Origin of the sequence: Methanobrevibacter millerae, from assembly GCF_900103415.1 — an archaeon.
Taxonomy (GTDB): Archaea; Methanobacteriota; Methanobacteria; order Methanobacteriales; family Methanobacteriaceae; genus Methanocatella; species Methanocatella millerae.
The window spans coordinates 93,504-120,489 of sequence record NZ_FMXB01000003.1; the positions used below are offsets into that span (position 1 = coordinate 93,504).

General features: G+C 39.0%; 27 protein-coding genes. 14 read left to right on the forward strand and 13 right to left on the reverse strand.

What is annotated here, in order from left to right:
* Position 1: 1 nt before the first annotated feature.
* The gene (locus tag F3G70_RS02390; RefSeq protein WP_149731127.1) at positions 2–631 is read left to right on the forward strand and encodes a precorrin-2 dehydrogenase/sirohydrochlorin ferrochelatase family protein; all 630 of its coding nucleotides are present in this window, start codon (positions 2–4) and stop codon (positions 629–631) included.
* A complete protein-coding gene (hemA, locus tag F3G70_RS02395; protein ID WP_149731128.1) occupies positions 621–1,820 on the forward strand; it encodes a glutamyl-tRNA reductase in 1,200 nt (399 codons plus the stop codon). Before F3G70_RS02390 ends, hemA begins: the two co-directional genes overlap by 11 nt.
* Before the next feature lies 1 nt (position 1,821).
* Here hemA and F3G70_RS02400 read toward each other — a convergent pair whose 3' ends face one another.
* Positions 1,822–2,946 carry an AAA family ATPase gene (locus F3G70_RS02400; RefSeq protein WP_223165985.1) on the reverse strand — a complete coding sequence of 375 codons (1,125 nt, stop codon included), beginning with the start codon at positions 2,944–2,946 and terminating at the stop codon, positions 1,822–1,824.
* Between the two features lie 74 nt (positions 2,947–3,020).
* Between F3G70_RS02400 and F3G70_RS02405 the strand changes: the two genes are divergently transcribed.
* Positions 3,021–4,100, forward strand: coding sequence for a metallophosphoesterase (locus tag F3G70_RS02405; RefSeq protein ID WP_149731129.1), 1,080 nt, complete (start codon positions 3,021–3,023; stop codon positions 4,098–4,100).
* Here F3G70_RS02405 and F3G70_RS02410 read toward each other — a convergent pair.
* The 4 genes from F3G70_RS02410 to F3G70_RS02430 all read right to left on the reverse strand — a co-directional run bounded on the left by F3G70_RS02410 (position 4,080) and on the right by F3G70_RS02430 (position 7,149).
* Positions 4,080–4,916: a TIM barrel protein gene (locus F3G70_RS02410; RefSeq protein WP_149731130.1), complete on the reverse strand. Its 837-nt coding sequence runs from the start codon at positions 4,914–4,916 to the stop codon at positions 4,080–4,082. The genes F3G70_RS02405 and F3G70_RS02410 overlap by 21 nt on opposite strands.
* Positions 4,917–5,262: 346 nt before the next feature.
* Entirely contained in the window at positions 5,263–5,511 is a 249-nt protein-coding gene (locus F3G70_RS02420; protein ID WP_149731131.1) for a hypothetical protein, read from the reverse strand.
* A 9-nt stretch (positions 5,512–5,520) separates the two neighbouring features.
* Entirely contained in the window at positions 5,521–5,979 is a 459-nt protein-coding gene (locus F3G70_RS02425) for a hypothetical protein (RefSeq protein ID WP_149731132.1), read from the reverse strand.
* A gap of 153 nt (positions 5,980–6,132) precedes the next feature.
* Positions 6,133–7,149 (reverse strand): phosphorylating glyceraldehyde-3-phosphate dehydrogenase, encoded by a 1,017-nt coding sequence (locus tag F3G70_RS02430; RefSeq protein ID WP_149731133.1) that lies wholly within the window; start codon positions 7,147–7,149, stop codon positions 6,133–6,135.
* A 175-nt stretch (positions 7,150–7,324) separates the two neighbouring features.
* Between F3G70_RS02430 and F3G70_RS02435 the strand changes: the two genes are divergently transcribed.
* The 3 genes from F3G70_RS02435 to F3G70_RS02445 all read left to right on the forward strand — a co-directional run bounded on the left by F3G70_RS02435 (position 7,325) and on the right by F3G70_RS02445 (position 9,763).
* Positions 7,325–8,038: a DUF4013 domain-containing protein gene (locus tag F3G70_RS02435; protein ID WP_149731134.1), complete on the forward strand. Its 714-nt coding sequence runs from the start codon at positions 7,325–7,327 to the stop codon at positions 8,036–8,038.
* Positions 8,039–8,193: 155 nt separating this feature from the next.
* Complete coding sequence (locus F3G70_RS02440; protein ID WP_149731135.1) at positions 8,194–9,405, forward strand: ammonium transporter; 1,212 nt, start codon at positions 8,194–8,196, stop codon at positions 9,403–9,405.
* Positions 9,406–9,424: 19 nt separating this feature from the next.
* Positions 9,425–9,763, forward strand: coding sequence for a P-II family nitrogen regulator (locus F3G70_RS02445; protein ID WP_149731136.1), 339 nt, complete (start codon positions 9,425–9,427; stop codon positions 9,761–9,763).
* Positions 9,764–9,795: 32 nt separating this feature from the next.
* On the opposite strand, the gene F3G70_RS02450 is transcribed toward F3G70_RS02445, so the two are convergent.
* The 4 genes from F3G70_RS02450 to F3G70_RS02460 are packed head-to-tail and all read right to left on the reverse strand — an operon-like array spanning position 9,796 to position 12,206.
* On the reverse strand, positions 9,796–10,008 hold the full coding sequence (locus F3G70_RS02450) for a heavy-metal-associated domain-containing protein (protein ID WP_149731137.1): 213 nt from the start codon (positions 10,006–10,008) through the stop codon (positions 9,796–9,798).
* On the reverse strand, positions 9,999–10,625 hold the full coding sequence (locus F3G70_RS12380) for an HAD-IC family P-type ATPase (protein ID WP_262492206.1): 627 nt from the start codon (positions 10,623–10,625) through the stop codon (positions 9,999–10,001). Before F3G70_RS12380 ends, F3G70_RS02450 begins: the two co-directional genes overlap by 10 nt.
* A 13-nt stretch (positions 10,626–10,638) precedes the next feature.
* Positions 10,639–11,874: a heavy metal translocating P-type ATPase gene (locus F3G70_RS12385; protein ID WP_262492207.1), complete on the reverse strand. Its 1,236-nt coding sequence runs from the start codon at positions 11,872–11,874 to the stop codon at positions 10,639–10,641.
* A gap of 59 nt (positions 11,875–11,933) precedes the next feature.
* Positions 11,934–12,206 carry a metal-sensing transcriptional repressor gene (locus F3G70_RS02460; protein ID WP_149731138.1) on the reverse strand — a complete coding sequence of 91 codons (273 nt, stop codon included), beginning with the start codon at positions 12,204–12,206 and terminating at the stop codon, positions 11,934–11,936.
* 571 nt (positions 12,207–12,777) lie between these two features.
* Here F3G70_RS02460 and mcrB point away from each other — a divergent pair.
* From mcrB to F3G70_RS02485, 5 genes are all read left to right on the forward strand, one after another.
* Positions 12,778–14,109 carry a coenzyme-B sulfoethylthiotransferase subunit beta gene (gene mcrB, locus F3G70_RS02465; RefSeq protein ID WP_149731139.1) on the forward strand — a complete coding sequence of 444 codons (1,332 nt, stop codon included), beginning with the start codon at positions 12,778–12,780 and terminating at the stop codon, positions 14,107–14,109.
* A 9-nt stretch (positions 14,110–14,118) separates the two neighbouring features.
* Entirely contained in the window at positions 14,119–14,613 is a 495-nt protein-coding gene (gene mcrD, locus F3G70_RS02470; protein WP_149731140.1) for a methyl-coenzyme M reductase operon protein D, read from the forward strand.
* 12 nt (positions 14,614–14,625) lie between these two features.
* Positions 14,626–15,420, forward strand: coding sequence for a coenzyme-B sulfoethylthiotransferase subunit gamma (gene mcrG, locus F3G70_RS02475; RefSeq protein ID WP_149731141.1), 795 nt, complete (start codon positions 14,626–14,628; stop codon positions 15,418–15,420).
* Between the two features lies 1 nt (position 15,421).
* The gene (mcrA, locus tag F3G70_RS02480; protein ID WP_149731142.1) at positions 15,422–17,077 is read left to right on the forward strand and encodes a coenzyme-B sulfoethylthiotransferase subunit alpha; all 1,656 of its coding nucleotides are present in this window, start codon (positions 15,422–15,424) and stop codon (positions 17,075–17,077) included.
* Between the two features lie 1,273 nt (positions 17,078–18,350).
* Complete coding sequence (locus tag F3G70_RS02485) at positions 18,351–19,181, forward strand: F420-dependent methylenetetrahydromethanopterin dehydrogenase (RefSeq protein ID WP_149731143.1); 831 nt, start codon at positions 18,351–18,353, stop codon at positions 19,179–19,181.
* A 335-nt stretch (positions 19,182–19,516) separates the two neighbouring features.
* Here the strand turns inward: F3G70_RS02485 and F3G70_RS02490 are convergent, their stop codons facing one another.
* From F3G70_RS02490 to F3G70_RS02500, 3 genes are all read right to left on the reverse strand, one after another.
* Positions 19,517–20,611, reverse strand: a complete 1,095-nt coding sequence (locus F3G70_RS02490; RefSeq protein WP_149731144.1) for a DNA topoisomerase IV subunit A — start codon at positions 20,609–20,611, stop codon at positions 19,517–19,519.
* A gap of 8 nt (positions 20,612–20,619) precedes the next feature.
* Entirely contained in the window at positions 20,620–22,326 is a 1,707-nt protein-coding gene (gene top6B, locus F3G70_RS02495; RefSeq protein ID WP_188118037.1) for a DNA topoisomerase VI subunit B, read from the reverse strand.
* 316 nt (positions 22,327–22,642) lie between these two features.
* Positions 22,643–23,263 carry a KH domain-containing protein gene (locus F3G70_RS02500; RefSeq protein WP_149731145.1) on the reverse strand — a complete coding sequence of 207 codons (621 nt, stop codon included), beginning with the start codon at positions 23,261–23,263 and terminating at the stop codon, positions 22,643–22,645.
* A 279-nt stretch (positions 23,264–23,542) separates the two neighbouring features.
* Between F3G70_RS02500 and F3G70_RS02505 the strand changes: the two genes are divergently transcribed.
* From F3G70_RS02505 to hisG, 3 genes are all read left to right on the forward strand, one after another.
* Positions 23,543–23,758, forward strand: coding sequence for a hypothetical protein (locus F3G70_RS02505; RefSeq protein WP_149731146.1), 216 nt, complete (start codon positions 23,543–23,545; stop codon positions 23,756–23,758).
* 101 nt (positions 23,759–23,859) lie between these two features.
* Positions 23,860–24,066, forward strand: a complete 207-nt coding sequence (locus tag F3G70_RS02510; protein ID WP_149731147.1) for a hypothetical protein — start codon at positions 23,860–23,862, stop codon at positions 24,064–24,066.
* A 95-nt stretch (positions 24,067–24,161) separates the two neighbouring features.
* Positions 24,162–25,151: an ATP phosphoribosyltransferase gene (gene hisG / locus F3G70_RS02515; RefSeq protein ID WP_149731148.1), complete on the forward strand. Its 990-nt coding sequence runs from the start codon at positions 24,162–24,164 to the stop codon at positions 25,149–25,151.
* A 34-nt stretch (positions 25,152–25,185) separates the two neighbouring features.
* Here the strand turns inward: hisG and F3G70_RS02520 are convergent, their stop codons facing one another.
* On the reverse strand, positions 25,186–26,748 hold the full coding sequence (locus F3G70_RS02520; RefSeq protein WP_188118038.1) for a DUF2142 domain-containing protein: 1,563 nt from the start codon (positions 26,746–26,748) through the stop codon (positions 25,186–25,188).
* Positions 26,749–26,986 lie beyond the last annotated feature (238 nt).

Genomic DNA, 26,986 nt, shown 5'->3' on the forward strand with positions numbered 1-26,986 from the left:
AATGGACTGGACTGCTCTTTATTTGAAAACTTCTGGACTTAAAGTCTTCATTTTAGGCACCGGCGAAGTTGCAACGAGAAGAGCAAATAGATTTTTAGACCATGGGGCTATCGTAAGGATGGCCGGTTCATCAATGGATGATGATTTAAAAGGAAAAGGGGCTTTTTTGCATTCGACTGATGAAGCGGATGAACTGGTCAAATGGGCGGATTTGGTTGTGGTGGCAAGCGGCGATAAGGAGCTGTGCGATCACGTTTCAAGGATATCTGAAGATAAACTGGTTAACAGGGCAGACCTGCCATACGATGGTGACATTATCGTTCCCACAAGCTTTTCAATAGGAGACGTTGAAATTTCTATTTTTACGGGCGGAAAAAGCCCATTAATGGCAAGGCAACTGAGAAAGAAAATCCAGGCCATAATAACTGAAGAAGACATTGCAGAAATCGAGCTTCAGGACTATTCACGCTCACTTTTAAAGGAAAAACTGCCTGATCAAAAGGACAGGCGGGATTATTTATATAAGATTTTTGAGGATGAAGACATTAAGGAATTGATTAAATCCGGAGAAATCGACAGGGCAAAGGCTGTTATTTACGAATCAATTGAGAGGGATTTTGATGATACTTAACTTAAGGGTAGACCATAAGATTGCAGACATTCAATCAATGGAGAACATTTCAAAGGATATCGACGACATTTTCTGGAAACTGCAGGAAAAGTATTCAATAAACGAATACATCGAAATATCCACCTGTAACCGTAAGGAATACTATATCCACAACGACAGCATCGCTTTTGAAGACGAGCTTTTATCCCATGAAAATCAAAGCATAATCATCGAATACGGCGAGGCATCAGTAATTCACCTGCTTCGTATGACCTCAGGTCTTGAATCAATGATTGTCGGCGAAGACCAGATTTTAGGCCAGGTCAAGGACGCAAAGGCCAAGGCAGTGAAAAACCACCACTGCGGAAAGGTTCTCGATACAGTCTTTACAAAGGCCATTCATGTAGGACAGGTTGTAAGAAACAAGACCAACATCAACAAGGGCTCCGTTTCCATAGGCTCCGCTGCAGTCGATTTGGCCGAATCCCATTTAGGACAATTGAACGGCAAATCAGTTCTTGTAATCGGCGCCGGAAAGATGGGTCGATTGGTGGCAAAGGCACTGGCTGAAAAGAACCTGAGCGCCATTGTTGTTGCAAACAGGACTTATTATGTGGCTGTCGAGCTTGCAAAGGATTTGGACGGAACAGCCATTTTATTCTCAGAGCTTGAAGACTATTTGAAAACAGCCGATCTGGTGATAAGCGCAACAAGTGCACCCCACACCATCATAGATAAGGAAAGGCTTGAGCGCATCGGCATTGAAAATGAGGAGCTGTTCATGGTCGACATCGCAAATCCACGTGACATTTCAGAAGACGTTACCGATTTGGGAGTCAAATTATGCAACATTGACGATTTGCGTGAAATTGCAGACATCAATACCAAGCTTCGTGAGAAGGAATTCGATGAGGCAGAAATCATCATCCAGGAAGAGTATGATTTGCTTAAAGAATCCTTTAAAATAATGGAAGTTGAAGATTTGCTGTCCACTTTAAGGACATCTATGGAAGAGATAAGACAACGTGAAATGAAAAAAGCATCTTCAAAGTTGTCTGATGTAGATGGAAGCAGTAAAATAATGGAAAATTTAACGAATTCAATTGTCAACAAGATATTTTTCGACATTTCACAAAACCTGAAGGATGCCGCAAAAGAGGATAAAAAAGAAGTGATTGAGTCTGCAGAATATATCTTTGACTTCAAATAATTTATTCAAACATTCCCTTGACATCGCTTATTTTAACTTTGCCGGATTTAAGGGCATAGTCAATGTCTGACATGTCCACAACTGTCTTATCATTAGCTATTGCGTTGTGAAGGGCTGTTTTAAGTATTTTCTCTTTTATATCTCTTCCGGACATGTTTTTTGACACCTTAACGAGCTTATTAATGTCCAAATCATATTCTAAAGGCAATGTTTCCAGATTGTTTTCAAATATTTGGCGCCTTTCTTCATCGTCTGGAAGCTTGAACTCGATTTCCTCTTCAAAACGGCTTCTCACGGCGCTGTCAAGTGATGAGGAATTGTTTGTGGCGCATATGGTAATTACCGCCTCGTTTTCATTAATTCCATCCATTTCCGTGAGAAGGGCATTAACTATTTCTGAAACGTCACCCCTCAAAGACTGAAATGACCTGTGAAGCGCAATGGCATCTATTTCATCAATGAAAATTATTGAAGGTGAGTTCTTGGAGGCCTTTTCAAACAGATCATGTATCTTGGATGCGGCGTCACCGACATGGTCGCCGATTAATGAGGTTGCCTTGATTAGATAAAGCGGAACCTCAACCTCGTTTGCAAGTCCCTTGACAAGCATGGTTTTCCCGGTACCCGGATGGCCGTAAAAGAGAATGTTTTTAGGAGCCCAGGAGCCGAATACTTCCGGTTCTCTTAGATACTTTTCAATGACCTTGATTTTATTCTTGGCATTAACCTGTCCGACGATATCTGAAAGCTTAATGCTGCTTTTGATGCTTTTAACGTTTTTAAGCTTGTCGGTTTCATCAAGGATAATCTTGATTTTGGTAGTTTCTGAAATGATTGAGTTTTCAGGCTTTACGCTGATTACCTTAAACGCAAAATCAGGTATGATTTTTTGATCAAACAAATAGGATTCGTTGTTGATTTCCATTCCCAGCCACTGGTCACGAGCGTACTGTTCAAACAAACCAGTATCGGTTATTTCAAGGCTGCTTTCCATCATCTCAAAGTCAAAGGGATAGCCTGCGGCCTTGAGGACCACGCATTCTGCATTGCGTTTGTTGTCCGTTTCGAAAACGGCTGACTTTTGGGTCTGACTTTTAAGCTCGCTTTTTTTGGAATTGTTTTTCAAAAAATCACCACAACTTTATATTTGAATACATAATATATAATCTTAACAATATTTAATTTTTTGGTGTAAAAATTATGAGTTTTAGGAAAAGACGTGTGCTGATGATGACTCCTTTATATATAATATTCGAGTTTTTTCTGCTTAAATATCTATTTTTGCTATTTTATCCTCTGGATGATTTGACGATTGCTTTAATGGCATTAATCCTGGGACTCATGAATGTGGGTTCCATGCTTTTAGAACTTAAAAAATCAAGGTTTATCACGCGTCTGTTAACGGAAATATTCGCAATATGGATATGGGCATCGATGATGTATCTCATTGAACTTGTAATCATTTATTCTGTCTCCATCTTTTTCCAACTGGATTATACGTTAGTATTAATTATATTGGCTCTTGTTCCTATAATCGGAGTTTACGCATACTGGAAGGCTCATAATTTAGTTGTAAACGAAAGAACTATCGAACTGGACAATTTAACAAAAGAAGTAAATGTGGTTCATTTATCGGACGTTCATTTCGGCGCCGTCAGATATAAAAAGATAATAAGGCAGCTTGCCGATACGTTAAAAACCTTGGAAGATTCCTGTGAAGTGGCCATAATTTCAGGCGATATGGCGGACGGCTCATCGGTGGTTTTGGAAGACGATTTCATGCCTTTAAGTGAAGTCAACATGCCGATAATATTCACGCCGGGCAACCATGACTATTATATTGGCCTTGAAAACGTCAAAAAGGCCTGCAGAAAAGCGGGAATTATTGTTTTAGACAATGAGTCAACGCAAATCGGAGACTTGAACATCTATGGCTTGGCATACAGTTTCGACGATATTAACGCTCCAGGTATTGATGAGCTTAAAGGTGAAATAAAAAACGATAAGACAAACATCATGATTTACCATGTTCCTTACCTCTGGGAGGAGCACTCAAAAGCCGGTTTTGACATCCAGCTTTCCGGACACACGCACGGAGGCCAGTTCCATCCCGCAACCTGGTTCTGCCGTTTGCTTTACGGATACAACAGGGGACTATTCAAGGATGAAAGAGGCCATTACATGCACGTAACGACTGGAGTGGGCTCAATGGACCAGCCAATGAGGTGGGGAACCGACTCCGAAGTGGTGATACTAAGATTAAAGCATGCTCTCGTATAGCTCTTTCATTTTCAAAGAATCAATGTCCCTTAATGGCGTTTCACAGATGATGTTGGCTTTCCAGTCGTTGTCAATGAGATTGGCCAGCAAATCCTCGATTTGGGGTCCGTACTCATCGCTTTCATCCAAAGTGTGATGCTTTACCTCTCCGGCTCTGCTGTACTCGATGGTGGTGAAATGGCAGTGCAGGAGGTCAATGTCCAGCTTGTTTTCAATTGTTGAGAAAATGCAGTTGTAATCGTCCTTTTTGGTTAGGTATCCTCTTCCACGGGCATGGATATGGGCAAAGTCAATCGTAGGCTCAAAATGCTCAAAGCTTGCGCATAATTCAACGATTTCCTCAATGTTTCCCTGCTGAGTCCTTTTTCCGGTTGTTTCAGGAGCAAAGGTAAACTCCTCAATCCCTTCGGCTTCAAGCTCTTCAAAGAGGCGATTGATAGTCTGTTTGGAAATCTCCATTGCCTTTTCAGGCTTCCGGTTAGTGTAAAATCCAGGATGGAAAACCAGACGGTAGGCACCCATCCATTCGCCGGCACGGGCGGTGGCTATGAGGTGGCCGATGCTTTTGTCAATCTTTTCGGATTCCTTTGCGCACAGATTAATATAGTAGGGTCCGTGCATGGATATCAGTATTTCAAACTTCTCGGATTCCTCTTTCAATATTCTGGCGGATTCCTCTCCAATCCTGACTCCGTAAGGGGACTGGTATTCGTATGAGTCAAGCCCGATTCGCTGTATGTATTTGGGGGCCTTGTAGGCAGCTCCCTTGTAGTTGACAGGACTTCCAGCAGGTCCAAAAAATACTTTGTTTTTCATATCTTTACTATGATTTTGATGGTAATTATATTTTTTTTAAAAAATATTGTGAAAGATTAGATGGAATAATATTCTCCTAATCTTTCCGCAATAATTTTTTGGATTTCATCTTTCATCCGATGGTTCAAAAAAACATCAAGTCCATGATTTGTTTTTTTGTATCCCATTATCTTTTCGGCATGTAGTTTTTTAATTTCCTTGTGTATTTATTTACATGGGATTTCGGATAATTTGTTACATAGGTTGGTGATGGGTGTATGCTTTTTGTTAAAGTAATGCTTTTTCCACATGAAAAATAAGATTTTTACTCTGATTTCATCAGAATTCCTATTTTTCGCCATTTTAATCAAATATATTTATCTAATAGTTTTTTTAATTCAGTTGCAGTTTTTTTATTTAAAATAATTTGCATATCTGACTCATATATTATTTCTAAATCGCCTTGTTCATTGTTTTTTAATTTTTTGTTTACTGGTATTATCATAATTTCATCATCACTTCCGCCAACTCCTACATGGGAGATATTAACTACTTTGGAATTTGAGCTAATTCTTATCCCTTCTTTAGTAGGTACATTAAATTCTTGCTCATTCATATTTTCACCTTATTTTTCATCCATTAACATGAATTCAAAATTAATTAGTTTATTTGTATTGATAGAAGAAAACGTATAATTTTCCTTAATGTTTATTTCTTGTTCGAGAGCATCCAAATTTACATTGGGAGCAGATTCACTTAAATATAATTCTTCTTCTTCAATTGTAAGTTCATCAGATATTTCATCAGGCAATTTAATTTGTTTTTGATATTCTATTTCAACAAATTCTTCACTAATTGCCATTAATCCTTTAACAATGTTGGATTTAGAATTTAAACTAAATTTTGAATTTTTACATGTTATAATTTCAATATCAACTAATTCATCTATGAAATTATTCAATGTTGACCTAGAAATCTCAGCACCTACGGCTATTTGTTGCTTTGTATGCTGAGAAAATGGCGTTGATATCATATAGTCAATTACTTTGACCTGTGGACAATTTCCAAAAATTTCTTTAAACATAGCAACACCTCATGTATAAAAATTGGACGTTATCATAAATAAATTTTTTCATCGTACAAATTTTAGACATTAATTTGAAGTGTAAATTCAATTCATGTCAGAGTTTTGAAATTAATCTGTGGTGTTAATTTAAAAAAATAAATAATGGGGGAATTATAAAATTCCCATTGCTTTGTTTGTTTTAGCTATTGATTTTTCGTTGTCGCTTTCCATTTCAAGAAGAGCGCGAATAGCATCGATGTTTTCCGGAACAACGTCGGATTCCTGGTGCACGGCCTGCATGTAGAATAATTCGTTTCCGACGACATTGATGGATTCTCTCCATACCGGAATTTCGTACAGGTCATTCCTGTTTCTGCCTAATTCCTTGGCGTATTCCATAAGCTCCGCTGTTGAACCGAGACCTGCTTCGGCGTCAACGACGATTACCCTTGAACGTTTTTCGAGTGCTTCAATGATTTCTTCGGTTTCCACGTCGTTGTTGATTTCAACCATGATGTTGTGCTGGTGCATGAGGGTTGTAGGCACGAGCAAAGCCATTGTTGTAACGTCAATTCCTTTCATTACGGTCTGCACGTCCGGACCGTGGTGGGATGGCACCGTCGGAGGGTTAGGCACGATTGCGTTGATTGGACCTTTCTTGATTTCGGAAGGGTCTGATCCTCTTCTTACCATGACCGCCCTGACCTTTTTGATGTCTGCAATAGGGTCGATTGTGCTTAAGGTACGTGTAAGTCCGGTCGTGTTACAGGAAACGACTCTGGTGTAGTCTGCTCCGTATGAGTCGTCATAGTTTGCAATCGCGTTGAATGAAAGTCCTGTGAGGTCGTGGTCTTCTCCGCCCTGATAGATGGCCTTTACGCCTGCCTTTTTATACATTTCAAGGTTTTGAGGTCCGATGTTTCCAGGAGTACAGTCAACCACAACGTCAGCTTCCTGAATCATTTCTTCAACGGTTCCTGCTATTTCGATTCCGGCTTCCTTAAACAGTCCTTCCCTTTCAGGAATTCCGATGTATAAAGGATAGTCCTTTTCTTCAACGGCAGTCCTTGCTTCGTAGTTTGGTCTGGTCTTACTCACACCAATTATTTTCATATCGTCTTGAGCTGAAACAGCATCAGCAACTCTTTTTCCTATAGTTCCATATCCATTAATTGCAACAGATTTCATTTTAATCCCTTAAAAATTATCTATGCTTAAAGTTTTATTTTTTAACTTATATAAAATTTGATATTTGAGTTTATATTAAAAAAAATTAATTTTTAAATAGTATAATTTATATAATCTATATCAATAAACTCAAACATTCGAGTTTTTTTTAAAAAAAATTTAAGGTGAACATATTATGGAAATAGTTGATATTTTAAAGGATGCAATGGTTTATCCGGCACACAACATTACCTCTTTAATACTTTATATCGCTTTGGGTATTATTGCAGGTATCGTTGGCGGAGGAACCATTGTGGGTATGGCCATGGGTTATGCCGACAAAAACGTATTTATGCTTTTAGGATCAGGACTTATAGGTATTCTCATCTTTCTTGTAGTGGCTTTCGCAATTTCAGGTTATGAACTGGATATCATTAAATACGGTATCATCAGAAGCGACGAAGGACCTAGAATCGACTTTTTAAGACAATTCATTAACGGTGCAAGGTTATTCCTGGTACGTATTGTCTACTACCTCATTCCGGTTATAATTTCTTCAATTTTAAGCATTATCTTCCAGCACTGGGTAACTACAATAATAAGCATTATCCTATTGGTTATTTTTGCCCTTGCCGAATTCATGGCGGAGTGCAGATTAGCTAAAACCGAAGATCTGGTCTATGCCTTATCAATTAAAGATGCAATTGAAGACATTACAAGAGTCGGTATCATAAATCTCTTGTTATTCATCATTATTGTTGCAATCATCGCTGTCGTATTGCTTTTAATTCTTGCATTCGTCATGAAATGGAATTCATACATCGGCGGATTACTGATGGGTATTGTTGGTGTATACTTGGTATTCTTCATTGGTAGAGCAAGCGGTTTATTATACTCAAATGTGGAATAAATAAACCACAATTTTTTCTTTTTTTTAATTATTTTAATATTTTAACCGAATTTGCCAATAGCATATTAAACATTTATTTATCATGTAGTCAAATATTATGTATGTCGGTAGACATTTGCTACCTATAATTATTTTTTTTTAATTTTTGTCGTGATATTATGGTTTTAAGTACAGGAAATACTGCTTGGATGCTCGTTGCAACCATTATGGTTTTATTGATGAGCGTTCCGGGCATTGCATTTTTTTACGGAGGATTATCGAAAAAGAAAAACGTTTTAAACTCAATGTTTCTCTCATTGATAGCTTTTGCAATAGCCAGTCTTATATGGATTTTCTACGGCTATCAGATGTCCTTTTCACCTGATTCATTTTTCGGATTCGTTGGAATACCACAAAGCCTTTTCATGGAAGGAATTGGCGTTGATTCACTTACAGACACCATTCCGACATTCGTATTTGCGGGCTTTGAGCTGACCTTTGCGGCATTGACAGCGGCAATCGTTTCAGGTTCCATTGTCGGAAGGATGAAAACGAAAGCGTGGGTTGTCTTTACTATTTTATGGGTCAGCCTGATTTACATTCCCGTCTGCCACTGGATTTGGGGCGGAGGATGGATGATGAGTCTGGGTGCAATCGACTTTGCCGGAGGAATCGCAGTTGAGGTCAACTCAGGTTTTTCAGCCCTTGCGCTGGCACTTATTCTGGGAAAGAGAAGGGACACTTCACTGCTCCCGCATAACCTGGGATATTCCATTTTGGGCGCAGGATTTCTGTGGTTCGGATGGATGGGATTCAACGGAGGATCAGCACTGGCAGCAAACGGCCTTGCAGGTTCAGCAATCCTGGTTTCAAATACCGCAGCAGCGGCCGCAATGATAGTGTGGGTAATTCTGGATATGATTAACATAGGAAAGCCGACTGTATTGGGCGCAATCACCGGTGCGGTTGCAGGACTTGTTGCCATTACTCCGGCATCAGGATACGTTCAGCTTTCAGGCTCACTGGTAATAGGAATTGTCGCATCACTGATTTCCTATTTTGCGGTTTACAATCTCAAAAGCAAATTCGGATACGATGACGCTTTGGATGTATTCGGTGTCCACGGACTTTCAGGAGTCTGGGGACTGATAGCTACGGGGCTTTTCGCATCGCCTGCAATAAACGGCGTGGCAGGATTGTTCTACGGCAATCCGCATCAGCTGACGGTTCAGATTATTGCCGTTGTTGCAACAATGATTTACACTTTCGGTGCAAGCCTGATAATAGCAAAGGCGCTTGACATGACTATGGGACTTAGAGTAGATGACAGAGAGGAAATTGCTGGTCTGGATACGGCATTGCACAAGGAATCCGGTTACAGATTATAATTAATGTGGAGGTATTGATATGAAAAGAATTATAGCGGTTATTCGAGAGGAAATGTTTGAAAACGTAAAGACAGCCCTTCTGGCAGCAGGCTGTGAAGGAATGAACGTTTCAACGGTTAACGGAAGAGGAAGACAAACGGGCGTTAAGGAATCCTACAGGGGATCCAGCTATTGCATCGATTTGATTCCTAAAACAAGGGTTGAACTGATTGTCAATGAAGAGGACCTGGATGACGTCATTGACATTATCATAGAAAGCGCCAGAACCGGTGATGTCGGGGACGGAAAGATATTCGTTTCAGATGTTGAGGAAGTAATTAGAATAAGAACTGGCGAGAGAGGTTCCAAGGCGGTTTAAATTAATAAAAAAAAGATAGAAATAGGATTTAATTATTCCACATTAAATCCTGCTTCTTCAACTGCTTCTTTGATTTCTTCATCACTTACCTTATCGGCATCCAATGTGATTGTAGTGATTCCAGAATCTAAATCAGCTTTTGCGTCTTCAATACCATCAACGTCGGTCAATGATAATTGTACGGCATTTACGCAGGAAGGACAGTGCATTCCTACAACTTTGATTTCTTTTTCTTCTAAAGCCATTTTGCGCCTCCATGTGTTTTGATGTTCATATCTTTGAATGATTTTTTATTTATATTTTTAGTTATGCCTAATCTTTTGTAGTTAACCATCAGTCCTGAATATATTATTACAACGACGGAGCCGATATTATGGATTAATGCACCTGAAATTGGGTCAATAACGCCTAATACGGCCAGAATCATTGCGGTAATGTTCAATACAAGTGAAAAGGCAATGTTTATGTTAATCGTTTTAATGGTCTGTCTTGAAATAGCTATCAGATGAGGCAGATCGCCGATATTGTCGTTAATAAGAGTGATGTTTGCCGCTTCAATGGATACGTCGCTTCCGATGCTTGCCATAGCTATTCCGACATTGGCCTTTTTAAGGGATGGCGCATCGTTGATTCCGTCGCCAATCATTGCCACCTTGTTTTCATCAAGCTGCCTTTGGCCGATGTATTCGCTTTTGTCTTCGGGAAGGCAGTTGAACATGAAATTGGATAAATTCAGTTCCCTACATACATGGCCTGCACTGTTTTCATTGTCTCCGGTTAGAAGTGTGCTTTTAATGCCAAGGCCCTTTAATATTTCGACAGTTTCTCTTGACTCGGGTCTTAATACGTCGGCAAGTATCACGTTTCCTATGACTTCACGGTTCTTGACGACGAAGATTTCGCTTTTCCCCGTTTGAGAGATTTAAGTTTTTACTCAGATTAATGTTTTCATCCTTTAAAAGTTCCGGCTTTCCGGCCATTATTTCATGGCCGTCCACCGTGCCTTTCACTCCCTTTCCCATTATCATTTTGAAGTTTTCAACTTCTCCAAGCTCCTTTTCGCCGTAATGATTCATTATAGCCTTTGCCAGGGGATGCTCCGATTTGGATTCAAGGGATGCAAGCAGATACATCATCTCGTCATCTCCATTGACTGAAACCACTTTCGGCGTTCCGTAGGTCAGGGTGCCGGTCTTGTCGAATATTATTTCGTTAACGTGAGCCAGCTCCTCTATTGACTGGCCGTCCTTGACCAGAATGCCGTATTTCGTCAGGTTGCCGATGCATGCCATTATCGCCGTCGGCGTTGCAAGCACCAGTGCGCACGGACAGAATACGACCAGAACGGTAACGGCCCTTATTATTTCGCCCGTAAATAGGTATGTCAATACTGCAGCTGAAAATGCGATTAAAACAATCCATGTTGCCCATCTGTCTGCCGTCCTGACGATTTTTGCGTTTTCAGGCTTTGATGACTCAACCAGTTCAATCAGCTTTTGAAGTGAACTGTCCTGGCTTTCCTTGGTTGCCGTCATCATAAATGATCCGTAAAGGTTCATCGTTCCGCTTGAGACTTCATCCCCTTTCGTTTTATCGACAGGCATTGATTCGCCCGTTAATGTGGCCTCATCAATTGAGGTTTCTCCTTCAGTGATTATTCCGTCACACGCTAATGTTTCGCCCGGAAGCACCTTTAAAGTGTCTCCAACGTTAATTTCGTTAGCATTGATTTTTTCCTTTTTCCCGTTCCTTACTCTCGTTGCTGTTGTGGGGGTTAATCTTATGAGTTCTTCTATTTTTCCCTGAGTCTTGGATACGGTGTATTCTTCCAGAAATCCTCCTATAGCCATTATCACAGCGATTTCTCCTGCAGCAAAGACCTCGCCGATTGCTATTGATGCGATGATTGCAATTGTCACAAGAAGATCTGCTGTTATGTCAGCTTTCGTTAAACCAATAATGCATTCCTTGAATATTGGTACTGCACATAATGCGACAGCTATCCATGACAAATAGCTCAATGAGTCCATAAGACTCAACAGCAGACTTGTCACGGACACGACTATCAGCATTATGTCAATCTTTTTGCCTTTGTCGAATTTGAGATTCATTTAAAACAGCCCCTAGGTATAGGTATACCCCATAGGGTATAAGGTTACTTTAAAAAAAATTAAAGTCTGGAGTAGTATTCCAAAATGGTTGAGATATCGCCTAAAGCGTCATCTGCATCGCCGTCATCGATTGCTTCCTTTACGCAGTTTTCCAAATGTCCCTCTACAATAATGTGCCCAACCTTATGCAGAGCGGATTTGGATGCGTTGACCTGCATGAGTATCTGTTCGCAGGGAATGTCCTCGTCAATCATGCGGTCTATTGCATTGATTTGGCCGATGATTTTTTTAAGCCTTCTGTGTAAGTTTTCACTGTCCATACATTTTTTCATAGTAACCACCTATACCTACAGGGGTATATGAACCTTATATTATATAAATCTTGTTATGGAAATCATTAATAGTTAATACTTTTAATATAATTTTTATTATTTATATATTATTAATTTTTAAAAAAGTATTACATATTTTTATTTAATTCAAATCAGTCATTTTTCCATTTCAGCAATTCAAATCAGCTGTTTTCATTAATCAATCAACATTATTTCATTCAATTCCCTTTTGCTAGTGATTAATCGATTATCTTTTTTTAACCATTATTGTGGCTAAATTTTAAAAATCATTAATTTAATACTTTTCTTTTTTAATTAAACCATAGTCAATATTTTCCAATTTTAAAGTTCAATGTCAGTTTTTTCAATTTAATTTCACTTAAAAATCACTTAAATCCAAATCAAACCTTTTTAAAATGATTTATTTTTAAGTAACCTTTATATGTTTATTACTCCTTATATAAAGATTTGATTATTTATTAAATAATCGTTTCTTTGATAATTGTATTAACTCAGTTAATACTTTTAATAAGGTATTAATTTTAAGGTACAATAATTTAGGAGGTAAGTAATGCGAATATATGATGACGAATTAGATTTGTATGGTCCCGATGGAAAACTTCTCCAGGAAGACGTTCCGTTGGAGGCTATCAGCCCGCTTAAGAATTCTGCGATTCAGGATATGATATATGACATTAAAAGATCTGCTGCAGTAAACTTGGCCGGTATTGAAAAAGGATTGAAAAATGCTGCTATGGGCGGTAAATCCGTTTTTATTCCGGGAAGAGAGCTGGATCTTCCTATAGTTGAAAACGCAGAAGTGATAGCCGGGAAAATTGAAAAGATTCTTCGCGTTAATGAAGATGATGACACCACCGTTAACCTTATTAACGACGGACAGCAATTGCTGGTTCAGCTTCCGTTTGAAAGGCTGAACGTGGCTGCCGATTATTCCGTATCCACAATGCAGACAGGTGCCGCAACGATTCAGGCAATCATCGACACCTTTGATGTAAACATGTTTGACGCATCAACAATCAAGACGTCAGTAATGGGTGCATATCCAAGAACCGTCGATTTGTCCGGTGCACACATCAGTGCGCTTCTGGGGCCTCCGGTTCTCCTGGAAGGTTTAGGTTATGGTTTAAGAAACATTATGGCAAACCACGTTGTTGCAATTACCAACAAGCAGACTTTAAATGCTGCTGCACTGTCCTCAATCATGGAACAGACTGCAATGTTTGAAACCGGTGATGCGACAGGGGCCTTTGAAAGGATGCACCTGCTGACCCTGGCATATCAGGGCTTGAATGCCGACAATTTGGTTTTTGACATTGTAAAGGAAAACGGAAAGGGAACCGTAGGTACTGTAATCCAGTCCCTGGTCGGCAGGGCAATTGAGGATAATGTAATCAGAGTAGCTAAAAAGATGCCTTCAGGATATAATCTATATGAACCGGTTGACTGGGCATTATGGAACGCTTATGCCGCTGCAGGATTGCTTGCTGCAGTAATCGTTAATATCGGTGCTGCAAGGGCTGCTCAGGCAGTTGCATCAACTGTATTGTATTATAACGACATGCTCGAATACGAAACAGGGCTTCCTGGTGTGGATTACGGAAGAACCGAAGGTGTAGGTGTAGGATTCAGTTTCTTCTCACATTCAATTTACGGTGGGGGAGGACCGGGAACATTCCACGGAAACCACGTAGTAACAAGACACGCAAAGGGAACGGCAATTCCTTGTGCATCCGCTGCAATGTGTTTGGATGCGGGAACCCAGATGTTTTCAGTTCAAAGGACTTCATCATTGATTGGAATAGTCTACGGCACTATAGACAATCTTAGAAATCCGATTCCTAACGTTGCAAACGTTGCAGGTGAAATTAAGGAAAAGCTTTAGGGTGTTTTTATGGATGAATCAGAAAAGGTTAATGTTATAGACATTAAAATTATTCCAAACAGATACTTGAAGCCAAAGACTACCGAAAAATTGCTGAACGCCATTTATAATCTGGAAGGTCAGCAAAGAGTCCTGATACATGGCCCATCAATTCCTCTGAAGGTATTTTATGGACCGGGAAAGGGACACGTTGTAAATCACACGGACAGAAAGGTCATAAACGTGAAAGGTCATGATCTGGAACTGCGTGTAATGGTCGGCGAAATCGTTATCACTGTGGACATGTCTAAGTTCAACGCCTTTATGGATGATTTGGAAGACATTCTGGGTGAATTCATGCCGTGTGACTATTCATTGCTTGTTGGAATCTTCACGAGAACAAAGTCAACGATTTCCGATTATCTCAAGTATGGAAACAATTTCGAAAGCGCAATAGATGAACGTTACATCGGTTTGGTCGATTCACGTGCAAAAACATCTGAAACAGTTAAAGTTATTAAATAATGTTGGTGAATTATGGGATATAAAGCTCAATACGGTCCTGGTGAAACTAAAATTGCTGAAAACAGAAGAAAGCATATGAATCCGGACCATGAATTTAAGAAAGTTAGAAGTGTATCTGATGAAGGCATAGTAAAGATACTTGGCCACAGAAACCCTGGTGAAAGCTATAAGACCGTTCATCCACCATTAGCTGAAATGGAAGATGACGGGGATATTATCAAACACATCGTAGAGCCAACGCCAGGTGCTGCTGAAGGAATCAGGGTCAGATACATTCAGTTTGCGGATTCCATGTATAATGCTCCTGCACAACCTTATGACAGAGCCAGAACATATATGTGGAGATATAGGGGAGTGGATACAGGTACATTATCTGGAAGACAGGTAATTGAAATAAGAGAACAGGATTTGGAAAAAATAGCCAAAGAGTTAGTCGAAACCGATATTTTTGACCCGGCAAGATGCGGAATGAGAGGCGCAACGGTGCACGGTCACTCACTGAGGCTTGACGAAAACGGTCTGATGTTTGACGGGCTTCAAAGGTACATCTTCAATGAAGAGGATGGACACGTCTACTACGTGAAAGACCAGGTTGGACGTCCTTTGGATGAAGCCATTGACGTAGGCGCACCTTTGGATGAGGATTATCTGAAGGAAATCACCACAATCTACAGGGAAGACAATATAGGTATGAGACAAGACAAGGAAGCTCTTGAAGTCGTTGAAAATATCCATACTGCTCGTACTGAAGGAGGATATGGTATGGGTGTATTTTCCAAGGACTTAAAAAAGAAATTAGGTGAATAAAATGGCTTTGGAGAATAAAAAGTTTTTAAACGCATTAAATCAAAAATTCAAAGGTGAAGATCAGGAAAGCGATCACACCAGTTTCTACTGCTTCGGCGGCTGGAAACAGTCCGAAAGAAAAAGGGAATTCAATGATGCTGCGGAAAAATTAGCTAAAGAAAGAAACATGCCATTTTATAATCCGGACATTGGTGTGCCGCTGGGTCAAAGGCAGCTGATGGCATACAAGATTTCCGGAACCGAAGATTACGTTGAAGGCGACGACCTGCACTTCTGTAACAATGCGGCAATCCAGCAGCTTGTTGACGACATAAAAAGGACAATCATTGTAGGTATGGACACTGCACACTCTGTTCTTCAGGAAAGGCTCGGTGTGGAAGTGACTCCGGAAACGATTAACGAATATATGGAAAACATTAACCACGCGCTTCCGGGCGGAGCCGTTGTGCAGGAGCACATGGTTGAAGTTCACCCTGGACTTGTGGATGACTGTTACGCTAAAATATTTACCGGAAACGACGATCTGGCTGACGAACTGGACAAACGGGTGTTAATTGATATTAATAAGGAATTTCCAGAAGATCAGGCAGAAATGCTCAAGAAATATGTTGGAAACAAAACCTATCAGGTAAGTAGGGTTCCTACCCTTGTTGTAAGGGCATGTGACGGAGGTACAGTTTCCAGATGGTCCGCTATGCAGATAGGTATGAGTTTCATCAACGCATACAAGCTATGTGCGGGTGAAGCGGCTATCGCTGACTTTTCATACGCTGCAAAGCACGCAGACGTTATCGGTATGGGTGCATTCCTGCCGTCAAGACGTGCAAGAGGACCTAACGAACCCGGCGGTGTGGCATTCGGTAACCTTGCCGATATGGTACAGACTTCAAGGGTAAGTGACGACCCTGCGGAAGTGTCTCTGGAAGTAATTGCGGCCGCTGCAGTACTCTACGACCAGGTCTGGCTTGGATCATACATGTCAGGCGGTGTAGGATTTACGCAATACGCAAGTGCAGCATATACCGACGACATTCTCGACGATTTCCTCTATTACGGTATGGATTATGTTGAAAAGAACTATGGAATGTGTAACGCTGAATTAAGCATGGATACTGTCCGTGACATCTCAACCGAAGTAACCCTTTACGGATTGGAACAGTACGAAATACCTACCCTTCTTGAAACCCACTTCGGAGGTTCTCAAAGGGCAAGTGTCATATCTGCCGCTGCAGGCTGTTCAACCGCATTTGCAACCGGAAATTCAAACGCCGGTGTAAACGGATGGTATTTAAGTATGATTCTGCATAAGGAAGCTCATTCCAGACTTGGATTCTACGGCTATGACTTGCAGGATCAGGCAGGTGCATCAAATTCATTATCAATCAGAAGCGATGAAGGTCTGATTCACGAATTGAGAGGTCCAAACTATCCGAACTATGCAATGAACGTAGGACACCAGCCTGAATATGCAGGTATCGCTCAGGCACCTCACGCAGCAAGGGGAGATGCATTCTGTACAAATCCATTAATCAAGATTGCATTTGCCGATGACAATCTGACGTTCGACTTCAAGCATCCGAGAAAGGAAATAGCTAAGGGAGCATTAAGGGAATTCATGCCTTCCGGTGAAAGGGATATTATCATTCCTTCAATTTAAAAATCAATGAAAATGGTGGAAAAACGGCAGTAATTGGAAAATAAGAATGGATTGTTGCATTGATAAATTAATTAAGATTAAAATTTATATCATCAAACTTTGCCCAAACATAAATGAATCTTAATGTCAATATCAATGCATTTAATCTTTTTCAATTTTATTATATTTAAATATGCATTTTAAAGCCGATGTGAATTTAAATTTGCTGCTTTTTCACCTCTTTTTTTATAAACTGTTCATAATATTCTGTATTTTGCTTATTTTTTCACATTTAATCCCTGAATTAACGTTTCATTAACGGGTCATATGTGCAGGCGAAAAATCGAGTAATGTATTGAATTTGCCTTTTGGGAATTTCTTGCGTGCTGATGATTTTTCGATGGGGTTTTAGATTTATTAATACTTTCAGAATAAATTTTATTATTTATATATTATTATTTTTTTAAAAAGTATTACATTTTCTTTATCCAATTTAAACTCCGTATTTTCCTCATCAACTGATTTAAATAAGTTATTTTCATTTGTATTAAATTATTTTCTGGGGTTTGCTGCTTTTTGATAGTGAATAATCTGTTATATTTTTTTAACTTACTCTGTGTTTAAATTTTAAAATCAGTTAAATTAATACTTTTATATTTTAACTTAATTTTGACCAATATTTGCTAATTTAAAAACTTAATATTAATTTTCATAAAATTATGTTGCTTTTAAAATAATTAAAATCAAATCAGACGTTTTTTAAACGTTTTATTTTTAAGAAACTTTTATATGCTTATTACTTCTAATATATAAACTTGATTATTAGTTAAATAATCATTAATTTGAGGATTGTATTAAGTCAGTTAATACTTTTAATAAGGTATTAATCGATTAAGCACAATTCTCCGGAAAGTAACCTGTGTGCGAAATTATGGCGATAAATAATTCTGCATGTTGAATGAAAATCCTTAAACGGCATTCCTTAAAAGTTATTTGACTGCTTTAGCTTTCGGTGATTCAATAAAAAGTGATGCATTAAAGCTATAAGCTATTTTAAATCATTAAAAACTATTGTAATCACGTCGTGGAGAGAGATTTCTGAATTGCCGAAAATTAACTGGGTGTCCGGAATGTTTGTTCGTGCATTTGGATGTTATTGTCGCAATACATTAGGTTATTTTCCTAAAATCAAACAGAAATGTTTGTTAATGACGATGTAATAGACACATAAAAAGAATTCATGAATAATGAGGGATTTATTCCTTCATTATTCAAATGAAAGAATGGTGAAATAATGGTAGTGAAAATTTGCATATTAAGAAGCGGAAATATTGGAACCTCTCCAGTATTGGACTTGTTATTGGATGAAAGGGCAGACAGACCAAACATTGACGTTAGAGTGTTCGGGTCCGGAGCTAAAATGAATCCTGAACAAGTTGAAAATGTTGTACCTAAATTAGAACAATTTGATCCTGATTTCTGTAAATTTATCAGCCCAAACCCTGGGGCACCTGGTCCTGCAAGAGCAAGGGAAATCCTCTCTGAAGCAGACATACCAGCCGTTATCATCGGTGACGCTCCAGGTAAGGGCAAAAAAGATGAAATTGAAGAACAGGGCCTCGGCTACATTATCGTAATGTCTGATCCGATGATTGGTGCAAAAAGGGAATGGCTGGACCCTACAGAAATGGCTATTTTCAATGCAGACATCATCAAGGTACTTGCTGAAACCGGTGCATTAAGACTGGTTCAAAACACAATCGATGACATGATTGCTGCAGTTGATGCAGGTAAGGAAATCGAATTGCCTAAACTCATTATCACCGCAGAAAAAGCTGTCGAAGCAGGCGGATTTGAAAATCCATATGCCAAAGCTAAAGCAATCGCAGCTTACGAAATGGCTGGCGCTGTAGCCAATTTAGATATGAAAGGTTGTTTCATGACAAAAGGATTTGAAAATTTCATCCCATTAGTCGCTGCAGCCCACGAAATGGCAGCTTGCGCAGCTAAATTAGCTGATGAAGCAAGAGACATTGAAAAATCAAACGACACTCTTTTAAGGACTCCTCACATGAAAGAAGGAGAAACCGGATGTAAAAGATGTTTGATTTCAAAACCGGAATAGAATTAGAAGACTGCATTGATAGATTTAATTAAGATTGAAATAACTTTATATTTCATCATCAGCCCAATAAAATTAAATAAATCTTAATGTTTCATATCAATGTAGTTATTCTTTTTTTATTTCATCATATTTAAATCAAGATTATTAAAAAGTTGGTGGAAATTCTATTAACTACTATTCTCCTATATTTTCATCATACTTTTTTATAATAAGTAAGGTTGGAGGTATATGGTTTTTAATCGTATATTTCCAATCATTTTTACTTCGTTTTTAAAAATAGCTATTTTTTGAAGTGTTTTAACAAAAAAATAAAAAAAGAAAGGAAAATTTTAGGTTTAATTTTCCAGTTGTTCGAGTTTTTCCGGGAAGTAGTTGTCAACAACGTACTCGAGCCCATATTTTGAGAAAGACTGCTGTTCTGCTTTCTTCCCGATTTTAAGCATTTTTTTGATTTCAGTTTGCCAGAAATCGCTTTTATACCTTGGGTCTTTTGAAAGCTCTTTAAGCCTCATGACGTCAACGTCCTTGAGTTTATCGGTAGGCAGGTCATAGTTGATAATGTCTGATGCCGTTACTCCCATAAACTTTGCGTTTGGAGTGGCTAAGTCATGATTAACGTGAGCAAGCTTCGCACTTCCGGAAATGATAACCTGTGCGATGTGGAATCCCCAAGGGTCTCCGTCGTTACAGATATAAACTGGCAGTTCAAGCTCTTCGTTAACCCTTTTGATGAATCTTCTGGTTGCACGTGCTGCCTGACCCTTAAGTCCGACAATCAATGTGTTGAACCTTTCGTTAGCGTTTTCCTGAACCATACGGTGGAACATTCCCATGGTTTCCACTGCAATGACCCTTTCGACTCCGCAGTCTAAAAATTCGACCTGATCGATTGTAGGAGAAATTGTATAGCCTGATTTTCCGGCCTTTGCAGCATTGATTTCAACGTCGTCATCTAAGAGAGTAATGTCTCCGTAAACTGACGCACCGTCCTCTTCGGGCATTAGTCCCAAATCCTCACGGGTGGTACCTAAGGTAACTTCCAAATCCTCTCCGACGATGTTTGATTCCTGCTGGTTTTTAAAGCTTATTCCCCAGCCTTCGGAAACGTAATACATTTCCCTGATGGTAGCTGTCTTTTCTCTTGCAACCAGATCCTTACAGAAATTGGCGACATAAACCATCTGGCCCAGTTTCCTGATTTGCTTAACGTTACCGAGTGATCTTCTTCCGTACCTGTCGCCTAAAACGTAGTATCTTTTGGCGTCATCGTATACGATGTTTCCGGTACCTCTTGAAGGAACCTTGATTGAAGGAACTTGCTGCTTTTCAATCTCTTCAATGATTTCCTGACCTAATCCTTTCAGCTTGTTGAAAGTGTATTCTTTTCTTAATTCCTTATGGGATTTGCCTTCCTGTTTTATTTCAGTCATATAATCACCTATTCTTCAAATTCTCCTTCTTCATCATCTTCTTCTTCAAAGTTAAGATTACTGTGCTCTTCGTCAACGGCATAGCCCATTTCATCAAACTCTTCCATGATGATTGCGTCAAGCTCTTCTTCCTCAACTTCCTCTTCAACTTTCTCTCCAAGCAGTTCTGCAAGAGCTCTCTTGGTTACCTTTGCAAGGACTTCCTGATATTCAGGAACGCCGGTTTCACCGAGTTTTGCTGCCTCTTCAATGATGACAGGTACGTATTCCTCGAATACTTTGGAACGTTTTTCCTTTTCCTTGGCTGCTCTTTTGGATCTGATATGCTTTTGGAGCTGACGGGCCAGTTTCATTGTGGCCTGCCTGATTTCCTGAACGATTTCAGGTTCCGGGGATACGCTCTGCTTACCTGTTGAGAGGTAAGGAACCTGAGTTGAAATAATGTTTACAAATAATGTCAGCGGAGTGTTGTCCAGGTCTTTTAGACCGTAGCGTTTCCAGTCAATGCTTTTCAGTGCTTCAGTGATTGCACAGCTTCCTGCGTCAAAAGTCAAAGGAACCCTGTTTGCGAATCTCATGATTTCGGATTTTCTCTGTTCATTGACTTTTCTTCCTGAATTTCCTCCGTAAGCAAGACCTGCTTCAATGATGAATGAAACACCACCGGCGTAGGTTACAGGCTTTCTTGTGATTGTGGTAACGAATTCAGGCTGAAGGATCTGTTTCATACCCTTTTCAATCTGGTCTGAACCGATTGGTATGAGTCCGTCTGTTGGAGGTGCCATGAACTTCATTTTCTTGAAGCAGTGAACGATAGCTTCAGCTTCAGCAAACGTTATGTCCTTAGGACGCTTGTTCATGTCTATTCCGGTCATTTCGGCTATTTCGTCCACTCTCTTGTTGGACATCCTTGACATTGAAGCTGTAAGCATGCTTTTGTATCTTCTCTTGTCGGTATTCTTAGCCATTGTCATCAAATCGTCAGCGCTTACACCTTTAGGGTGCGGAAGCACTTCCTTAGGCTGTACAGGGACAATGTCAGCAGCCCTTTTGAAGATGTATTTGTGTCCTGTAGGGTCTCTGAAAGTAATCTGTGCGTGAGGGTTTCCGATCATTGTTCTTCTTATGTATTCAAAGGCACCCTGTTCCGCCATGGAATATGAAACGTCCTTGAACTGGAGTTCAATGCAGACTCCCGTGGATTCTGCCGGGTAGTCTTCCCTTTCCATTAAAATTCCTCTGTTGTTTTCAACGTCCATCTGGAATTTCATCTTGACTCCCTTGATTTCATCCCCTTCCTTGTAGCATGAAATTACTTTGGCCGGCTTACCTGTAGTCATCTGTGATAAAAGCACACATCCACTACAACCTAAACCCTGCTGTCCTCTGGATTGGATATTTCTGAATTTGGATCCTGCAAACATCATACAGTATACCTGCATGACATAGTCCTCAGGAATTCCCGGTCCGTTGTCTTTATGTCTTAAAATGTAATGTTCTTTGTCAACACGCATCAGTTCGATATCAATGTCCGGCAGGATTCCGGCTTCTTCACATGCGTCAAAACTGTTTGTAATCAGCTCGTGAAAAACAATGGTTAATGAACGGATTTTACCGGTGAAACCTAACATCTGCTTGTTTTTTCTAAAGAACTGGGATGGTGTTAATCTGTCGAAATCTTCATCCCAATCAATACCTATTTGCTGTTCGGCCAAAATTTTTCCTCCTTAGATTTTTATTAGTTTTTCTATAATTAAAATTATTAAATTTATCACTATATAAAAGACATCCAAGAGCGTCTGATAAGTAATATTTTTACATTACTCTATCTAAGCCATTGAAAAATATACAATAAATTAATAATAAAAATTGTAAAAAATATAGTATTTACACTATGTTATCTATATATGTTGGTTGAAGTATATAATAGTTTGCCATAACCTATGTTAATATTCTAGTTTCATGGCATTATTCTAATGGTTGAGTAATAATTCACTATAAAAAAAGAAGGTCAGTAACATGTAATGGATGTTACTGTAAAGTTTCTTCATCAAATTCGATTCCATCCCTAAACTCAATTTTGTCATCATGGATTCCAACAAGATCCTTGAATTCCTTGAGCTTGAGGGTCTCTTTCTTGTTTTCCAAAAAGGCATAAACTGATTTGTGCCTTGAACCGTTCAAAATCATTTCAATGGCTTCCTTGGCAATCATGACATTGTCCATCTCACCTATCAATGAAACGGTCTTGCCGTAAATGGCCATGTCCACATCGGCAAGTTCGGTAATGAGCTCACGGGTTTTGCCGTCCTTTCCGATAATTCTGCCTTTGTATCTGGCCAGAGCCTTCTTGGATTTGCCCACATAAAGGGGCAGCTTTATGATTTCAAGATAAATGTCATCATGAATCAGCTTTTTGGCAATTTCCGGGTTGAAGCCCCTTGCTATTGCCTTTACGATGTGGTTTGCATTCCAAACGCCTAAAGGATCTTCCATGTCCTCGCGGGGTGAAATGTAAACAGTTCCTTCATCGCTGTCGATATCAAGAATGGTGCCGGTAAGGTCTTCAATGGATTTTTTCACTTCCCCATTTTTACCGATTAATGCACCGACTCTGTTTTGAGGTATTTTTAAATAATCTGTTTCAGGCATTTCTATCACCTTCGTTAATTAATTATTTGTAAAAATTTCTATTTAAAACTTATTTTTAGGTCATGTTGGTTAATATATTTTTCTTTGAAATTCAATTTTTCAAGATTATTCTGTTATATAAATTTAAATAATAGCTTTGATAAAATTACAATCAAGAAAAATATCATCATCATTTCTTATTGTGTTAATTTAATCAGGGTCTGTTTTAAGAATTCGTGAAGTTCTTTTAAATGTTTAAACTGCGATGAAGATATTCTACGATTGCAGGAGATGATTGGTTTGGATGAGCTTAAAGTTGAAAGAAGGACAATTTTCGATGAATTTAAACTTGAAGGCATAAAAGAAGGTAAAGCTAAAGGCAAACTTGAAGGCATAAAAGAAGGTAGTTTGGATGTTTTGAATAGTTTTGCTAATGATCCTGAATGCCCTTATACTATCGAGCAATTAGCTAAAAAATTTGGATTCACCGTTGATGAAATAAGTAAAGGGAAATAAACTTTTATTTATTTCCTTTTTCATTTTTTAACCAGAGTACTTTTTAACCTGTCGCTATTTCGAGTTTTAATTAGATATTTTTTGATTTTTGGAGGTTCAATATGGATTATTCTGATAATCTTGAACTTGAAAAAAGAACCATTTTCGATGAATTTAAGCTTGTAGGTATGAAAGAAGGTATGGAAGAAGGCAGTCTGTCTGTTTTGAATGCATTTGCTAATGATCCTGAATTTCCTTATGATGCAGAGCAATTGGCAGAAAGGTTCGGATTCACAGTTGATGAGATACTTGATTGGAAAGCTGAATAGTTGATTGTAGATTTCTATAGAAAGTCGATTCATTTTTAATGCAAAATGATAATTTTTTATACATTAAAGTAAATAATTCTAACTTAGGTATTAACATGAATGAGAAAATAATATTAGGTCTTCCGAAAGGAAGTTTAAATAACGTAAAAAGAGGAAATACTCATCAGTTGTTTGTTGATGCAGGTTATGAAGTTAAAGGATACGAACCTGGTGATGAGTCTTACGAAATCGAAATATTGAACGATGACAGCATAGTTGCTTTTTTAACTCGTCCGCAATCCACTCCAGTCGAATTGAATAGGGGAATGGTTGACATAGCTATTGTCGGAGAGGATTGGGTTAAGGAAGAATCCGTATTGAGGGATACAAACACCATCAAGCTCGGTGATTTGGATTATGGAAAAACCCGTTTGATTGTGGCAGTTCCTAAGGATTCTCCATATGAAAATCTATCAGACTTTTTTAGAGCAAACAAGGACAGGAAAACTCCAATCCTATGTTTCACTGAATATCCTAACCTGACCAGAAAATTCTTCATGGAAAATGAGGCATATCAGGAAATATATGGCGATGCCGTTCCTTTCGTTCAGGTCAGGGGACTGACTCACGGTGACAATGAAATGGTTCAGGTAATCAACTCCGACGGTGCCACTGAAGTCTACATTGCAAAAGGTGCGGATTTAATCGTTGACAATACTCAAACCGGAAGCAGCCTGAGAAAAGCAGGACTTAAGGAAATCGAAACCATTCTGCATTCTTCAGCAGGTCTTTACGCAAGCGAAAAGATTAGCGATGAAAAGCTTGAAAAGGCCAAAATGATTTATCAGCAGCTGCTGGGAGCAATTACCGCAAAGAAATACTTCGATGTCAAGTTCAACATTGCAAACAACAAAATCGAAGATGTTTCCAATTACCTGATTGAAAACAAGCTTTGCGCAGACGAACCTACAATCACTCCGGGTTCCGATTTCTCACAAATCAACGTTTTGATCCCGAAATCAAAATTCCCTGAAATGGTCGATGCAATTAAAGGATTTGACGCAACTTCCATCATCAGAAACGACTTAAAACAGCTGGTCAACTAATTCTGGGGGCAAATGCCTCCGTTTCATTCTTTTTTTAATAGTATTTCGTTGCAAAAGAAAGTATCATCGTCGCCATAAAGCAGATTATTAAAACCATCGCATAATGATCATAGTTTTCTTTGAACCTGTCCAAAATCTTTATTTTATCGGAAACGATTATCGGTATCAGGGCAAAGAGCGGTACGAAATAGCGTGTTGTAATTCCAAGATTCAAATATCCGACGCTCGCCCATGTTAAAAGCTGGATAAAGGATGTTCCGAAATATATCATCAGCAATATGAAAAGAGTTCCGATTCTTGTTTTCAAGTCAAATCTGATATTTTTCGGGTATGCAAACAATGTAGCGCCGGCAAATAATAATAACGTGGCCACTATCATGTGATAGCTGTCTGAATAATGCACTTTTTGGGCAGCTCCAAAGAAGTTGAATGTGCCGTATGTTATGTGGGACAGGTTATATGTAAAGAGCTGTGATACGAATCTCAATATAAATTTCGGGTGTGCTGTAATGTAGTCGATTTGCGCTGTTGAGTTGATGAAGCGGAGTCTTGACCTCCATGAATGCATCAGGGTAGGTGTTGAGTATGTGCTCCATAGGATTCCGATTATTCCAACGATTGCAATGCAAATCAGGATGTATCCAGTAATCTTTTTGCCCTTTTTGAAATTGTCGGTCGGAACAAGCAATAAAAGGAATATGAATGCAAGATAAGGCAGTTTGCAAAGACCCAAAAGCAGGCACAGCGCACTGAACTTAACGACTTCCTTTGTGTCAAGCGAATTCTTTTCGGCCGTGTATAGGTAGAGGAAGTATCCTATCGCAAGTATTCCTACCCCTATTATCATTGAATCAATGCTCAGCGAAGCTGCCTGATATATGGAAATCGGAAGGCAGGCCACCACAAGCAGCGGAATTTTCAAAACGGGAGTCTTTTTTATTGCAAGCGATATCAGTCCCGCATAGAATATCAGGTTGAAGATACGTCCGAGCCACATCATCCAAATCACGTTAAGATCCAGTAGCTTGGCAATAAACATTCCAATGGCCTGCGGCAGGTATCCGTAGAAAGGGTTCTGTTCAAAGGCCGAAACGATCAAAACTGGTGTGTGGTTGATTTTTTCCGTATCATAGGGTGTTTGTTCCACGGTCTTTCCCAAATAGCTGGTGAAAAATTTCACCGATTCTATGGAATCGTATCCTGCGCCAGGATTATATTTGGCGATTTTGTTAGGTCCCGTCAGGTTGTATGCCCTTTCAACTCCCAAATCCTCTCCCGTCCAATGGGGAATAATCACTCCTCTTGAGGTCAATTCCGTTCTTGCCAGATGTTCTGTTTCATCGCTGACATCACAGATTGGCACGATAAATGAGGTTATGATACCGAAACACAGTATGGCCACAAAGGCGACCTTGTAGAGTTCATCTTTCGAATCGTGCATGAAATAATAGGTGATGCATAATATACCCAGAACTGCAACTATCAACAGCATGGCCAATTCAAAAGCAGGATCTTTAATGTTTTTGTATGTTACTGTTGAAAGCCCTAAAATTACTATCAAGACTAAATATGCCAGCCAATACTTTTTTGATTCCATTAACGTTTTCGTAAAATTTCCCGTAAAATTCTTACACTCCGACATAATCACCAAACTTAGAAAATAACTCTCTTGTTAAAAAGCATATAACATTATTACTTTTGTGGGTAATACTATTTAAAATCGATGAGTATCTCTTTATTATCAATTGTCCTTGTTTTTTTAATTTACCATGTAAGTAGGTGCTTGCATGCGGAAATATTTATTAATTGCTCTTTAAATAATTAATAGTGGAAAT

Coding starts and splice junctions, on each gene's coding strand:
- F3G70_RS02500 (WP_149731145.1), bottom strand. CDS start 23,263: ATGCCTGAAACAGATTATTTAAAAATACCTCAAAACAGAGTCGGTGCA.
- F3G70_RS02390 (WP_149731127.1), top strand. CDS start 2: ATGGACTGGACTGCTCTTTATTTGAAAACTTCTGGACTTAAAGTCTTC.
- F3G70_RS02410 (WP_149731130.1), bottom strand. CDS start 4,916: ATGAAAAACAAAGTATTTTTTGGACCTGCTGGAAGTCCTGTCAACTAC.
- F3G70_RS02520 (WP_188118038.1), bottom strand. CDS start 26,748: ATGGAATCAAAAAAGTATTGGCTGGCATATTTAGTCTTGATAGTAATT.
- F3G70_RS02445 (WP_149731136.1), top strand. CDS start 9,425: ATGAAAAGAATTATAGCGGTTATTCGAGAGGAAATGTTTGAAAACGTA.
- F3G70_RS02485 (WP_149731143.1), top strand. CDS start 18,351: ATGGTAGTGAAAATTTGCATATTAAGAAGCGGAAATATTGGAACCTCT.
- F3G70_RS02430 (WP_149731133.1), bottom strand. CDS start 7,149: ATGAAATCTGTTGCAATTAATGGATATGGAACTATAGGAAAAAGAGTT.
- F3G70_RS02490 (WP_149731144.1), bottom strand. CDS start 20,611: ATGACTGAAATAAAACAGGAAGGCAAATCCCATAAGGAATTAAGAAAA.
- mcrA (WP_149731142.1), top strand. CDS start 15,422: ATGGCTTTGGAGAATAAAAAGTTTTTAAACGCATTAAATCAAAAATTC.
- F3G70_RS02420 (WP_149731131.1), bottom strand. CDS start 5,511: ATGAATGAGCAAGAATTTAATGTACCTACTAAAGAAGGGATAAGAATT.
- mcrG (WP_149731141.1), top strand. CDS start 14,626: ATGGGATATAAAGCTCAATACGGTCCTGGTGAAACTAAAATTGCTGAA.
- hisG (WP_149731148.1), top strand. CDS start 24,162: ATGAATGAGAAAATAATATTAGGTCTTCCGAAAGGAAGTTTAAATAAC.
- F3G70_RS02425 (WP_149731132.1), bottom strand. CDS start 5,979: ATGTTTAAAGAAATTTTTGGAAATTGTCCACAGGTCAAAGTAATTGAC.
- F3G70_RS02435 (WP_149731134.1), top strand. CDS start 7,325: ATGGAAATAGTTGATATTTTAAAGGATGCAATGGTTTATCCGGCACAC.
- F3G70_RS12385 (WP_262492207.1), bottom strand. CDS start 11,874: ATGAATCTCAAATTCGACAAAGGCAAAAAGATTGACATAATGCTGATA.
- F3G70_RS02405 (WP_149731129.1), top strand. CDS start 3,021: ATGAGTTTTAGGAAAAGACGTGTGCTGATGATGACTCCTTTATATATA.
- F3G70_RS02450 (WP_149731137.1), bottom strand. CDS start 10,008: ATGGCTTTAGAAGAAAAAGAAATCAAAGTTGTAGGAATGCACTGTCCT.
- hemA (WP_149731128.1), top strand. CDS start 621: ATGATACTTAACTTAAGGGTAGACCATAAGATTGCAGACATTCAATCA.
- F3G70_RS02510 (WP_149731147.1), top strand. CDS start 23,860: ATGGATTATTCTGATAATCTTGAACTTGAAAAAAGAACCATTTTCGAT.
- mcrD (WP_149731140.1), top strand. CDS start 14,119: ATGGATGAATCAGAAAAGGTTAATGTTATAGACATTAAAATTATTCCA.
- mcrB (WP_149731139.1), top strand. CDS start 12,778: ATGCGAATATATGATGACGAATTAGATTTGTATGGTCCCGATGGAAAA.
- F3G70_RS02460 (WP_149731138.1), bottom strand. CDS start 12,206: ATGAAAAAATGTATGGACAGTGAAAACTTACACAGAAGGCTTAAAAAA.